Origin of the sequence: Methanobacterium congolense (assembly GCF_900095295.1) — an archaeon.
Lineage (GTDB): Archaea > Methanobacteriota > Methanobacteria > Methanobacteriales > Methanobacteriaceae > Methanobacterium_C > Methanobacterium_C congolense.
In genome coordinates this window covers 1,316,769-1,329,530 of sequence record NZ_LT607756.1, presented here as the reverse complement: position 1 = coordinate 1,329,530, position 12,762 = coordinate 1,316,769, and the positions used below count along the sequence as shown (strand labels likewise).

The 12,762-nt window shown below is 36.0% G+C and carries 13 protein-coding genes; 7 read left to right on the top strand and 6 right to left on the bottom strand.

Annotated elements, in window-relative coordinates; genetic code table 11:
* Window positions 1–3 precede the first annotated feature (3 nt).
* The 3 genes from MCBB_RS06315 to pseI are packed head-to-tail and all read left to right on the top strand — an operon-like array spanning window position 4 to window position 3,370.
* Window positions 4–849 carry a cytidylyltransferase domain-containing protein gene (locus MCBB_RS06315; protein WP_071906964.1) on the top strand — a complete coding sequence of 282 codons (846 nt, stop codon included), beginning with the start codon at window positions 4–6 and terminating at the stop codon, window positions 847–849.
* Window positions 850–863: 14 nt separating this feature from the next.
* On the top strand, window positions 864–2,321 hold the full coding sequence (locus MCBB_RS06310) for a bifunctional UDP-2,4-diacetamido-2,4,6-trideoxy-beta-L-altropyranose hydrolase/GNAT family N-acetyltransferase (protein ID WP_071906963.1): 1,458 nt from the start codon (window positions 864–866) through the stop codon (window positions 2,319–2,321).
* Window positions 2,322–2,323: 2 nt separating this feature from the next.
* A complete protein-coding gene (gene pseI / locus MCBB_RS06305; RefSeq protein ID WP_071906962.1) occupies window positions 2,324–3,370 on the top strand; it encodes a pseudaminic acid synthase in 1,047 nt (348 codons plus the stop codon).
* Between the two features lie 78 nt (window positions 3,371–3,448).
* Here the strand turns inward: pseI and MCBB_RS06300 are convergent, their stop codons facing one another.
* Together MCBB_RS06300 and MCBB_RS06295 are read right to left on the bottom strand one after the other, a co-directional pair.
* A complete protein-coding gene (locus MCBB_RS06300) occupies window positions 3,449–3,931 on the bottom strand; it encodes a metal-dependent hydrolase (protein WP_071906961.1) in 483 nt (160 codons plus the stop codon).
* A complete protein-coding gene (locus MCBB_RS06295; protein ID WP_071908020.1) occupies window positions 3,931–4,347 on the bottom strand; it encodes a hypothetical protein in 417 nt (138 codons plus the stop codon). Before MCBB_RS06295 ends, MCBB_RS06300 begins: the two co-directional genes overlap by 1 nt.
* A 723-nt stretch (window positions 4,348–5,070) precedes the next feature.
* On the opposite strand from MCBB_RS06295, the gene MCBB_RS06290 reads away from it, so the two are divergent.
* The 3 genes from MCBB_RS06290 (at window position 5,071) to MCBB_RS06280 (ending at window position 7,769) form a co-directional block, all read left to right on the top strand.
* Window positions 5,071–6,129: a transposase gene (locus MCBB_RS06290; protein WP_084789871.1), complete on the top strand. Its 1,059-nt coding sequence runs from the start codon at window positions 5,071–5,073 to the stop codon at window positions 6,127–6,129.
* A gap of 604 nt (window positions 6,130–6,733) precedes the next feature.
* Window positions 6,734–7,048: a DUF2769 domain-containing protein gene (locus tag MCBB_RS06285; RefSeq protein ID WP_071906960.1), complete on the top strand. Its 315-nt coding sequence runs from the start codon at window positions 6,734–6,736 to the stop codon at window positions 7,046–7,048.
* 310 nt (window positions 7,049–7,358) lie between these two features.
* Window positions 7,359–7,769: an EVE domain-containing protein gene (locus MCBB_RS06280; RefSeq protein ID WP_071906959.1), complete on the top strand. Its 411-nt coding sequence runs from the start codon at window positions 7,359–7,361 to the stop codon at window positions 7,767–7,769.
* Between the two features lie 42 nt (window positions 7,770–7,811).
* Here MCBB_RS06280 and rnc read toward each other — a convergent pair whose 3' ends face one another.
* The gene (gene rnc / locus MCBB_RS06275; RefSeq protein WP_071906958.1) at window positions 7,812–8,465 is read right to left on the bottom strand and encodes a ribonuclease III; all 654 of its coding nucleotides are present in this window, start codon (window positions 8,463–8,465) and stop codon (window positions 7,812–7,814) included.
* A gap of 199 nt (window positions 8,466–8,664) precedes the next feature.
* On the opposite strand from rnc, the gene MCBB_RS06270 reads away from it, so the two are divergent.
* A complete protein-coding gene (locus MCBB_RS06270; protein ID WP_071906957.1) occupies window positions 8,665–9,384 on the top strand; it encodes a HEAT repeat domain-containing protein in 720 nt (239 codons plus the stop codon).
* A 40-nt stretch (window positions 9,385–9,424) separates the two neighbouring features.
* On the opposite strand, the gene MCBB_RS06265 is transcribed toward MCBB_RS06270, so the two are convergent.
* The 3 genes from MCBB_RS06265 to MCBB_RS06250 form a co-directional block, all read right to left on the bottom strand.
* Window positions 9,425–9,643, bottom strand: a complete 219-nt coding sequence (locus tag MCBB_RS06265; RefSeq protein WP_071906956.1) for a tautomerase family protein — start codon at window positions 9,641–9,643, stop codon at window positions 9,425–9,427.
* 1,391 nt (window positions 9,644–11,034) lie between these two features.
* Window positions 11,035–12,237, bottom strand: a complete 1,203-nt coding sequence (locus MCBB_RS06255) for a cation:proton antiporter (protein WP_071906954.1) — start codon at window positions 12,235–12,237, stop codon at window positions 11,035–11,037.
* An 83-nt stretch (window positions 12,238–12,320) separates the two neighbouring features.
* Window positions 12,321–12,695, bottom strand: coding sequence for a hypothetical protein (locus tag MCBB_RS06250; RefSeq protein ID WP_071906953.1), 375 nt, complete (start codon window positions 12,693–12,695; stop codon window positions 12,321–12,323).
* Window positions 12,696–12,762: the final 67 nt, after the last annotated feature.

The following is a 12,762-nucleotide window of genomic DNA, read 5'->3' as shown; positions in this document are numbered from 1 at the left end:
AAGATGAAGATAGGTGCAGTGGTACAGGCAAGAACCTCATCAACCAGACTCCCTAGAAAGGTGCTTAAGGAACTGCCAATGGGCAGTGGAGTAACGGTACTTGAACAGGTCATAAGACGACTGAAACAATCAAAAAAACTGGATGAAATCGTAATAGCCACAACGGAAGATGAAACAGATAACCCCATAGTTGAAATAGCCCGAAAGGAGGATGTAAGATATTTCAGGGGGAGTCTGGACAACGTACTGGAAAGGTACTACCTTGCAGCCCAGGAGAACCACTTGGATGTGATTGTAAGGATAACCAGTGACTGTCCATGCATCGATCCAGGTATAATAGATACTTTAGTGGAGAATCACCTTGAAAATGGTGCAGATTACACTTCAAACAGTTTGATCAGAACATTTCCACATGGACTGGATGTTGAGGTTGTAAACTTCAGGGTGCTTGAAACTGCACACAAAGATGCATCCGAATCCTTTGAAAGGGAACATGTAACCCCCTACATCTACAACCGCCCGAAAAAGTTTAGGATAACCAAGTTCAAGGCACCTAAGGAATTAACTGCTCCAGATATACGTATAACGCTTGATACAGAGGAGGATTACTGTCTTCTCTGTGCTGTTTTTGATTATCTCCATCAAGATAATGAGTTTTTCCCAGCAAGCAGTATAATAAATCTGTTCAAGGAAAAACCATGGCTTAAATTAATCAACAAAAAAATCATCCAGAAAAGGGTGTTTGATAATCTGGACGATGAAATCAAAGCAGCTCTTCAAGTATTGGATCTGCAGGATATGGATGGTGCAAAAAAGTTCCTTGAAAATGCTTACTTCAAATCTCCTTGAATGGTGATACAAAAATGAGAATTCGAATTTTAACAGAGGGCAGTGAAGAAATTGGTTTTGGTCATGTCACCAGATGCATGTCAATCTATCAAGCCTTCCAGGAAAGGGGTTTGGACACGGAACTCATTGTCAATGGAAATGGATCCATTGAAAAACTCATGGATGGAACCCGTCATAGAATAATCAACTGGCTTAAAATGGATGAAATCACCTCAATCATGGCTGATTCAGATATAACCGTGGTTGATTCATATCTGGCCCCACCAAAACTCTATGAAATCATAGCCAATGAGTCTCTGGGCGTTTATATAGATGATAATAAAAGGATCAACTACCCTGAAGGTGTGGTTGTCAATGGTTCAGTGAACGCTGAAAAATTAGAATATCCTGAGGAGAAGGGTGTTCAATATTTCCTTGGAAGCCGTTACATACCCCTTAGAAAGGAATTCTGGAATATAGAACCCTTAAAAATAAAAGAAAATCTTCAGAGTGTAATGATCACCTTTGGGGGGGATGATCTACGGAACATGACTCCATTAATATTAAAAACCCTAGAAAAAGAATTTCCAGAACTAAAAAAGAATGTTGTAATTGGTAGAGGTTTTAAAAACCTGGAGGAAATTGAAAAACTCAAATCTGACACTGTGAATCTGATTTACTATCCTGATGCAGAGGGGATGGTGGATACAATGCTCAAGTCGGATCTGGCAGTGTCTGCAGGAGGACAAACCCTCTATGAACTTGCAAGGCTGGGTTTACCCACTTTAAGTGTGGCCGTAGCATCCAACCAGCTTCACAATGTTAAAAATTGGGAAGAAACAGGATTCAGCAGGTACACAGGTTTATGGACAGATGAAAATCTCCTTGGGAAGATGGTTGAGGAATTGAGGGGTTTAACTGATTACAGTATTCGAAATCAAATGTCTAAAACTGGGAAGATGGCTGTTGATGGGCATGGAGCACTTAGGATAGTCAAAAAATCTCTTCTGGAATATTATCTTAGTAAGGGCTTTACTTTACGTAAAGCTGACCTTGGAGATATGAAGAATATTTATCAACTCTCAAATGACCCTGAAGTGCGAAAAAATTCATTCAAAACAGATTTGATACCCCTCAGTGACCATGAAAAATGGTTCAAAAACAAATTAATGGATGAAAAATCTCTTTTTATCATATGTGAAGTTGAAGATGAATTTGCAGCACAGATAAGATTTGAGCTAGAAGAAGAATCTTCTGTAATCAGTATCAGCATTTCTAAGAAGTACAGAGGTATTGGAATTGGCCATCCCATGGTTAAGGAGGCCCTAAAACTTCTTAAGAATTATTCAAATGTACAACTGATAAAGGCGTATATAAAGAAAAGCAACAAGGGTTCCTTAAAATTCTTTGAAAAATCAGGTTTTAAACTCACAGGACCAATTTTAATAGATGGTAATGAAGCTTATGAATATGAGTATGTTTTGAGGGATTAAAAATGAAAATCAAAATTGGAGATAACACTGTTGGTGAAAAAGAACCAGTATTCATAATAGCAGAACTTTCTGCAAACCATATGCAGGACTTTGATGTTGCCGTGGATACAATTCATGCTATTAAGGATTCTGGTGCTGATGCAGTTAAGTTTCAGACATTTACTCCTGATACCATTACAATAAACTCCGATAGAAGTTACTTTCACATCGAACAGGGAACACTCTGGGACGGTAGGACACTGTATGATCTCTACAAAGAAGCTTACATGCCATGGGAATGGCAGCCTGAGTTGAAAAAAATAGCTGAAAAACTGGGACTCACATGTTTCTCATCGCCCTTCGACAGAACAGCCGTGGATTTCCTTAATAAAATGGATGTTCCAGCCTACAAGATCGCATCCTTTGAAATAACAGACATACCTCTTGTAGAGTACACAGCTTCCAAGGGAAAGCCAGTTATAATATCAACCGGTATAGCAGAGCTCAGTGACATTGAGCTGGCTGTGAATGCATGTAAAAGAGTTGGAAACGATCAGATCATTCTTCTCAAGTGCACGTCATCCTATCCAGCGCCTTTGGATTCGATGAACCTTAAAACCATTCCTAATATGGCTGAGACATTTGGGACAGCTGTTGGACTTTCGGATCATACCATGGGCAGTTCCGTTGCAGTTGCATCAGTTGCCCTTGGTGCAAGGGTAATAGAAAAACATTTCATACTTGACAAAAGTCTTGGAGGGCCGGATTCTGAATTTTCAACTGAACCTGATGAATTTAAGACAATGGTTCAAGCTGTAAGGGATGTTGAAAAAGCCCTTGGTGATATAAACTATGACTTAACTGATGATAAAATAAAAAGCAGGAACTTCTCTCGTTCACTCTTCCTTGTCAGTGACATGGCAGAAGGTGATATATTCACCGAGGAAAATCTCAGATCCATACGTCCAGGTTATGGTCTCCATCCTAAATATCTTAAAGATATTCTCGGTAAAAAAGCCCGTAAATCCATTGAAAAGGGAACACCTTTAAGCTGGGATTTGATCCTATAAACACATTGTGGATTTATATCTTTTAAATCGCACATTCATTTTTTTACAAAATCTTATTTTTTATAAAATCTTTTTGATTTACTCAGTTTTTATGGCTTTTTTATCCCAGAGCCTCCCAACCAGGTAAACCACCACTGCGATCAGAACGGCAACCAAGGTCACATGGTAATCTGCACTGGTTGTAAGTCCAAGCTGCCAGTAGTTCCAGTTAAATGGGAAGAGAAGGTACATACCACCTGCAAGATGTAGCAGGATGAGATCCAGGCAGTAATGGGTTGCAACCCCCAGCGAGAGGAAGAGAAACGTATTCCTCCGCTCAGGAAAAAGGAGTGCCATCATACCTGCCACTATGAGGGATCCCACAGGTAGGTGAACTGCCTCAAGGTAGTCCCAGACATCCATGCCCAGAAACTTCAAGCCCAGGGCCAGCTTCACCATGTCAGGTATTAGAGCACCTACCATAACGATCATGGTATTTTCAGGGCTGAAAATTTTAAAACGGAACCTGAGAATCCTGCAAAGGGTCCAGGCAACTGCAAGGTGTGTTACCCAGTCTGGCATTATTTCACTCTCCTAAATTCCATCCTGGAAATATTGAAACGCCAGTAACGCCTGAAAAGGAGTATAAAAATGATCACAACCAAAAACGAGCGCAGAAGCATGAATTCATAGTCGAACTTCGTTATAACCAGAATTTTAGATGATTTAATGGTGTAATTGGGTATTAAAGTTCCAAGCACTTCAGCTTCATCTCCAACCTCCAGTTTCTGGTTTGATAGAACGTGGTAGTTCACGGCAGTGCCATGGTAGTTGTCTGAAAGGAGAAAACCATCATTGTAACTATTTGTAACCACACCCGAAACTGAAACGGTTCCTCCAAGTGGGTAATCCTTGAGGATCAGGCTGCTGTCTGGATACTCAAGGTGTGATTGGTAGTTAGAGTTGTAGTAAAGGCACAGGAACATTAACACAATCATTAAAATGGTAAAAATAAATGCACGACTTTTTAAAATAATTTTAATGCTTCTGGGGGTGTTAAATGAACTCATTTCTAATCACAAATTCTCTTTTTGAAGGATGGTTCGATGCATGGATATTACCACCTTGAAAACATGAAGATCGTTAGGTTGGTCCTTACTTCTTGATTTAATATTGACTTGATCTTATAAAAATAGGTATTTTAGAATTAAAAATTATTTCAGTAAATCCATAAAAAAAACGGGTATTCAAATCAAAGTATTTTTGATGAACGTTTTTCAATATCTCTAAAAAATAAAATAAAGATTTAAAAAGAAAAATAAGGATTCACTCGTTTTGCAATTAAAACTATCAATGTTATAACACTGCAATCTAAACGAAAAATCATTACAACCTTTTTAATTATTCTGCTGCACTGGCTAACTGGTATGCATCGTATGCTGCGTATAAAGCGAATATGAGTGATATTATACCTATCATGGAGCTTATAGCGCCTACTATTATACCAAGTACTATTGCAACTACAAGGAATATTAATCCTTTAGGGTCTTAGATTTTTCTTGTTGAAAAGAGGATTTTCCTTCTAGTTTTCCACTTTTTAAGGATTACTGATAGTTTTGTTTTTAAAAATACATTTTTATTTTTATTTTATGAGAATAAGTGGGCTTCTAAACCGTTAAATTTAAGTATTAATGCTTACATAGTTTTATTTGGCGATAAAAATGAAGCATCACTTAAATTACAGTAAAGAAGACCCAAATTATATCTTGTTGGAAAAAATATTTAAAATTATCGGTTCTAAAAAATCCCAGACAATAATAGCCTCTAAAGGTGTTAAAAACATTAATATGATGATTTTATCAATTAAAATCATTTTCACTGCTATTTTCTTCAATATAACTGTTGAGTTTGTTGTTTCTGAACTAAAAAGGGATAAAAAGTTGCGAAAATTCTTCAAAACCAATGAAGTTCCAAGTGCTGTTCAAGTTTCAGAATTTTTGGCACGATTTAAACCCGATACGTACATCAAAATGGTAAATAGCATATTAATGCAAACTAAACCTCTCAAAAGGCGTGGAAAACGGACATTTATTGTTGATGCCACACCCGTGGACTTAGATTACAACATACAACGTAAACATCGTTCAAAAGAATACTTAGAAAAACAGGACCTAAAATGGAGTTATTCATCCTCCTATGGATTTTATATTGGATTTAAAGCCACAGTAGTTATAGAACACACATCTGCAATGCCCGTTGCTATTTTAATCCATTCTGGAGCGCCACACGATTCCAAGATATTCAATGAGATAATGGAAAACCTGAAAAGAAGACGAATAATCCGAAAAGGAGACACAATACTATTTGACAGAGGATATTACAGTTATAAAAACTATCAAATCGGAATTTCTAAGTATAAAATTGTTCCTTTAATTTTTCCCAAAGAAAACTTCAAAATACAAAAATTAGATGATAAATTAACCTATCCATTACAAGTATTTAAGGATAAAAAGACCGAAAAAAAGTCTAAAAAATTATACAATACCTTAAAAAATGTATTAATCTATAAAATAGAAAATTGGAAACGATACAAACCTGTACGTGGAAAAATCGAAGACTTTTTCAAATTATGCAAATCAGGACTAAGCTTGAAAAAATTACACAAATATACACCTGAATCAGCCGAAAGAACAACCATACTAACTGTATTTTTAGCAGGACTCATCACAACAACAGGCTACAACACAAAAACAGCCCTACAAAAGCTCTCCGAAACCTAAAAAAACCAAGACCCTATAATCCTTTTTTGGTTTCACCAGCAATGATCTGACCTAATCCTGGAATTATGAAAGAAAGTATTGCTGCTATTATTGGGTTAACCATACTTTTCACCTCCTTATCTTTTTAATACAATCTATGCTTGTACTTTTATATTTAAGTAGTTCTATATGGATAAATCTTTCGGTGATGGATAAAAATGCAGTTATTTTAGAAGAAACGGTATATTTATTAAATTTCATACGCATCTGAAATATTAATTTAATATAAATTCTGGATGAATTCCTAATGTTTTAGGAGGTTGTATTGGACTTGGGGATAGGATTCATAACTGGAAGATTCAAAATCTGCAGCAGAAAAAGCCATAAAAAAGCTTTAAAAGCTTAGGATACATCTTTTTTTCAATAATTTTCATAAATGACAGCTAAAACCCGGAATTCCTTATAAAAACTGCTAAAAAATTATTTAGGGCTGTTTGAACTGAAAACTATTACATGGCTGGTTTTTTAATCGATACCCAGAATCTTTTCATTATAAAAAAAATTCCACTACCAAATATACATACTTTTTAAAAAACATATTATTAAGAAATGGGGGGATGATACTATGGGTGAAGTGGAGTTCAACAACGAGAATGTGATGAAATGTCTCTGCACAGGATGTCCTGTTCAGGGTACAAGCGAGTGTGTTAAGGGCAAAATACAGAAGATGCAGGAGATGATGGCTGAGGACATAGACATTGCAACGGTCATTGGTCCTGAAGATGTTCCGGGGCTTTACTGTGCAAGTGGTGAGGCAAGTTGCACAGATCTGTACTATCATGAAGAGTGTCAGTGCCCAGAATGTCCAGTGTTCAAGGAAAACGAACTTGCAGATGGCAAAACCGTTGGATATTACTGTAGAGATGGAAAGGCAGATTAAAAACCCTATTTTTTATTTTTTTAAGGGACAAAAACTTTTTTTGTCGTAAATTTCTTTTATAATTCTAGAACTCAATTTTAGAACCATTTTCAATTGTCAGATATCAGTCAATCAAATTTACCACGCCATGTATTATAATCAACTTAAAGCATATTAATTCATGCAGTGGTACCGATAATTATTAGGTTAACCTCAACAATACATTATAAATGTCCGTGATTTCAGGGGGCTTATGTTTCATTTTGTTTTATGAAATTTTAGGGCATGAATTTATTTTTCAAATTCAATTAAAAATATATGAGGTGTTTAAATGGTTAATTATTGGCTTTGGGTATCTAAAGATGATAGCATCGATGATACCATAGATGGCTCCAGTCAGAAATGGAATGGCTGTGATGAAGATACAGAAGTTGGGGATTACGCACTGATCTACAGAGTGTCACCCTACAAACACATAAAGTACCTGGTTGAGGTTACAAAAAATTCCTTCCTTAACACCAGTAAACTACCAAACGAAGAGTACTACTGCGAATTCAAGGTACTGTCCAATTTTGAGAATGAACTTGAACTGAAGGATATGAAGAAAGAAGAGGAATTATCCGAGTGGTACCCCCTAAAAAACAAGTTCCATAAAAAGATGTTCCCTGTGACTGAAGATTACTGGAAAATTTTAAAGGGAATGATCAAGTCTAAAAATCATTCACCTGAAGAAGCTACTTAGATATCCCTCTTTTTTTACCCTATTTTATAAAATTAAGTAAATTCAAAGCTTTTCCAGTGCGACTTTAGAAGCCTTCTGTTCAGCTTCCTTTTTATTCCCACCAGAACCTGTTCCATAGTGTTCACCATTGATCAAAACGGCCATGGTGAAGGTTTTCTTATGTGGCTCTCCTTCTTCCTTTATTAACTCATAACTTATATTGAAACATTCCTGATCACACAACTGCTTCAGTTTGGATTTATAATCATAAAAAAAGATATCTTCATTTTCTATATGGGGTATAACCGTTTTTGAGAGAAATTCTTTAACAGTGTCCAGGCCTTGATCAAGGTACATGGCTCCAACGAAGGATTCGAAAACATCACCTGTAACTGAATCAACTTCCCGTTTTGCCATTTCCTGACCTGCACCTAACTTCACATACTGATCCAGCCTTAACTCTTTGGAGTAAATGTATAATGCCTTTTTACAGACGTAATTTGAACGTATACGTGTTAGTTCTCCTTCATTTAAAGAGGGGTCCATTTTGTAGAGAAATTCAGAAACCACCAGATCCAGGACAGAATCCCCTAAAAATTCTAATCTTTCGTAACATTCTCCAAGGCCCTTTTCATTTGCATAGGACTCATGAATAAAGGCTAACTCATATAGATGGTTATCAATGGGTTCAATTGAAAATTTTTGCAGTAACTTCATGGTATCCTATTATGTATACTGCATCATTTACAATTTATTAAAACTTCAATTCCTTGATTTTTGATTTTCCTAAAGGATAACATTATTACAGTTGTTTCCTAGAATCTCACATGTACTGATGAATTCATTAAAGGAATAAGTAAAGAATGTCATAACATTAAACTGAATAAATATTTGGTCTGATAATGGGGGAAATTTTATGGTTTCCATTTCTGAACTGGAAAAAATGAGGGATGAACAGGATATTCCAAATATCCTGAAGGCACTGGATGTAAAAGAAGACAAAAAGTCCCGGGAAAAGGCCGCTTATATCTTGGGTGATATAAGAGCCGAAGAAGCTGTGGAACCGTTAATCTCAATGTTGGATGATGATTACTGGCCTATCCGTAAGGCCGCAACCCTGTCTCTAGGAAGGATTGGGGATAAAAAGGCAGTTGAACCTCTGATCAACGTTTTAAAGGATGATCACTGGCATGTTCGTGAAACTGCTGCACTGGCTTTAGGTGCCATTGGAGATAAAAGGGCGGTTGAACCAATTATAGATGCCCTGAAGGATGGATCCTTAAACGTCAAATGTGAGGTTGTAGATGCACTGGGAGTTCTAGGTGACAAAAGAGCTCTGGAACCTTTAATGGACATTCTGAAGGAAGAGGATTATATATTAAGGGCCTGCACTGTAACCTCCCTGGGCAAGATAGGGGATAACATGGCTGTGAAGGCTCTTTTAAACTCCCTGGAAGATGAAAACTACTTCGTCAGGGTGAACGCTGCCAATGCCCTGGCAACCATCGGCGATGAAGATGCACTTCCAGCTCTTCAAGAAGCTTTGGATAATTCAAATGGAGAATCACGTGAATTTGAAAGGGCTGTCAGGAAAGCAATGAATGAGATAATTGCAAGAAAAAAGAAGAAGAGTTAAATTTAATTTTTTTTATTATCCATGAAGTTTTTTTTTTAACTTATTTTTTGTTCCAACCGGGTATTTCAGTATCCTTAAATTTCTCTGAAGCTGGTACCCCACCTATGCCCCAGTGGGATTGAGGTACCTCATGTACCAGAACTTCCACGGCTTCGGCTGGAATTTCTATATCAACAAAGACTTTAGTTATGTTTTCAATAAGGTAGTTGACTTTTTCTTGTTCAAAACCCTTCCACACGTTTACATGAACCACAGGCATTATTATCACACTCCTATATTTCATTGTTATTAATCAAAACTAGGATAAGTAATTTGCCAGCAAAAATGAATAGTTCATCATAAAACTTCGGAAATTCCTTTAATTCATGTAAATGAATCCGTAGGGATACATGGGGCCATCATTTTACTGAAGTTTCTCTTCATTCAAGTCATATGACTTTTTTAAGGTTAATTAATAAAATAAAGGTTGAATTATTCATTTCGTTATATCATGGTTACCTAACCCACGGGCTAACTTTATTCTGGTTACTTCGTTATAGACTGGTTTAACGAAATTAAATTTCATATAAATTTTGATTAAAAATTGATATTGGAAGTTATTTTAGTTCTATACATGTTAAAAAGGACCATATTTTCTAGATAAGTTTAATAATAACTTTAATCTGAATTTAGAACTTAATTAATCTTGAACTTATTGTTTTTTGTAAACTTTCTAAATATTGGTAATACTATGGATTTTTCTTCAACTTAGAACACTATCTTTGAGATTTCGTTAATTATCTTGCTCGGTGAAAATCTGATATTCTGTTAAATTGGAGTAATGAATAAGTATGCTATACTGATCCATTCAGTGCAGTTTCTTTAATTTTTATTTTCAATTCTTCAACTGTTTTGATTGTTTTTTTAACGGTATTCATAGTCTCCTCCAAATCAAATAATCAATGCCAAACTTATATGACTTTAGAGAGTGATCATAGTATGACCGTATTATGTAGTATTCAGATCAATTAAGATCCCATGACATGGGTACCAATAGTTACATAATAAATTGGAAGGAATATTGCTTAAAGAGAAATATAGAGAAATTTTATAGGATATAAACTATTTTATGATATTAAGATTATGTAAGAGAGGAGATTAAATGGTTAATGAATTACATTTAGTATATGAACAATTATTTTTATGTATTATACTTTTAATTGGTTTTTTAGGTTCTGGAAACCCCTTACTCCTTTTTGTTTGTTTAGGTGGACTGATGGGGATTCTGATATTAACAGTCAGGATTAAAAACTATAACCCTAAATTAAATGATCTTGTTTTGGTTCTTATTTTATTTCAAGGGCTAACACTAGTTTATACTTACTTATTCAGATTAAAATATCTACAAAGTCTATCTTCTACTTTTTTATTTTATTCTTTTGTGGTGCTTTGGATATTTACAATAATCTCCTACATCTATTATTATTCCAAAAAAAACTACAAATCAAAAGATCATAGGAATTAAGAGAATAATACATATTTTATCATATATTTTATTTTCAGAAGTGTACTGTTTATCATTGATTAGTAAGATAAAAAGAATTAAAATATAATCTGTAATTTTTTAGATTCAGTTTATACGGCTGCTCCTAATTTTAGTAGAAAAGCTCTTCATGATAGATTATCCTTGTTATTTTTTGAGTAAAGTTTTGATAATGGAGATGCTGTCAATCCATGGGCAAACACACTCAAAAGCACGGTTATAAAAACAACTGAAATAAAGGTGGTATCTCCAGGGAACACTTTTAATTCTTCTAAAGCTAAAAGAGCCAGTACAATGGAAGCCAAACCTCGGGGCCCGAACCAGCCTATGAATAGCATGGAATCCCAGCTTAATTTCGTGCTAATCAGTGATAATGCCACGGGTAACATTCTAATTACAGTTAAACTCAAAACAGAGTACAAAATTATCTGCCAGTTTACATCTAAGAGAAGGGGAACCACCACTATTCCCAGGAGGAAAAACACTGTCAGGTTTAATAATTGGCCCTCTGTCTCTGAAAAATCTATTAAAATTTCTCCAGCATCCTTAACAATGTACCCCAAGGCTAAACCACCAATGAATGCAGCTATAAATCCACTTCCCCCTACTTCATCTGCTATAAAGAAGGTGAGGAGGGCCAGTGCCAGAAATGCTATTCTTTCGTAGGTGGGAGTGATCCATCTTTTTTCACGAGATTTTAAAACCATCCAGCCACCTGCAAGTCCCACTGCCAAGCCCACCAGTGCTCCATAAACTATCTGTTCAAAGGCCACTTCGATGAAGAATCCCATTGGTCTGAAGGCTTCTGCAGCCAGACCTATGGCTATAAAAACCAGGAGAAATGGAACAGAACCTCCATCGTTCAATCCACTTTCTATCTCTATAGTTGTACGTATTTTTTGAGGCACATCTTTATTTTGAACCACAATCTGTCCTAAAGCTGCATCGGTTGGTGCCAGGGCAGTACCTATGATACCTGCTACCCACCAGGGTACATCTGGGAATATGAGAGTTGCTGCTATCACTCCTAGGACTATGGTGATGGGTAAACCTACAATGAGGAGTCTGGTGCTTAGATCATTTTTAAGGGCTTTCACTCCTACACGGGAGGCATCGCTGAAGAGAACAAGAACCAAAGCTATCTCTGCTATTAAAAAAATTATGGTTGAAAAGGGAGGTTTTGAAACATCCACATATCCTGTGACAAGCCATCCTATTAACATCCCTGCAGCTATGAATATCATCTGAAAACTTATGGGCAGTTTGCAGATCAAACGGGAAAAAAGTGACACGATCAAAATCATTATAAAAAATACTACAATTTCAATCAATCAGAACACCCTAAAATTTTTATTTTTTGTATTAAGAATGTTTTTCTAATTTTTCTTATTCCGGTGTGTTATTTAAGCAACCCTCACTCATTAGGGGAATGTTCTTTTATTCCATGATACCTTTTAAAGCCGTAGAACCACCTTATCGACCAGACGATGTGAAATGCAGCCCACCAGAAGATTCCAATGAAGTAAACGATCAACCCAAAAAAGATGTTAAGGAGGGCTACCAGTAAGAAAAGAATGGGATTTCTGTAAAAAAAGGATGTAACTCCAATAAATTCTTGTATACTTGATGAGAAAAGGACAGTAGGGCTGACGCCTATCAAAATCCATATTAATAGGGCAAAAAATCCCATGATAATTCTAGCCACGGCTCTGGCAGGGGACAACTGTTTTTTCAGCTGTTGGGAAAGTTCCTTTTCCTGGTTGTTCTCATTTTTTTTACTTTCTTTCAAGCAATGACACCACGATCATTTATTAAATCAAATATTGATAATCCAGTTTCTTAGCTTGCCTAAAAAG

Excerpts from the sequence above, each read along its gene's own strand:
- MCBB_RS06270 (WP_071906957.1), top strand. The coding sequence starts at position 8,665 with ATGGTTTCCATTTCTGAACTGGAAAAAATGAGGGATGAACAGGATATT.
- MCBB_RS06315 (WP_071906964.1), top strand. The coding sequence starts at position 4 with ATGAAGATAGGTGCAGTGGTACAGGCAAGAACCTCATCAACCAGACTC.
- MCBB_RS06280 (WP_071906959.1), top strand. The coding sequence starts at position 7,359 with ATGGTTAATTATTGGCTTTGGGTATCTAAAGATGATAGCATCGATGAT.
- MCBB_RS06300 (WP_071906961.1), bottom strand. The coding sequence starts at position 3,931 with ATGCCAGACTGGGTAACACACCTTGCAGTTGCCTGGACCCTTTGCAGG.
- MCBB_RS06290 (WP_084789871.1), top strand. The coding sequence starts at position 5,071 with ATGAAGCATCACTTAAATTACAGTAAAGAAGACCCAAATTATATCTTG.
- MCBB_RS06285 (WP_071906960.1), top strand. The coding sequence starts at position 6,734 with ATGGGTGAAGTGGAGTTCAACAACGAGAATGTGATGAAATGTCTCTGC.
- MCBB_RS06295 (WP_071908020.1), bottom strand. The coding sequence starts at position 4,347 with ATGATTGTGTTAATGTTCCTGTGCCTTTACTACAACTCTAACTACCAA.
- rnc (WP_071906958.1), bottom strand. The coding sequence starts at position 8,465 with ATGAAGTTACTGCAAAAATTTTCAATTGAACCCATTGATAACCATCTA.
- pseI (WP_071906962.1), top strand. The coding sequence starts at position 2,324 with ATGAAAATCAAAATTGGAGATAACACTGTTGGTGAAAAAGAACCAGTA.
- MCBB_RS06310 (WP_071906963.1), top strand. The coding sequence starts at position 864 with ATGAGAATTCGAATTTTAACAGAGGGCAGTGAAGAAATTGGTTTTGGT.
- MCBB_RS06265 (WP_071906956.1), bottom strand. The coding sequence starts at position 9,643 with ATGCCTGTGGTTCATGTAAACGTGTGGAAGGGTTTTGAACAAGAAAAA.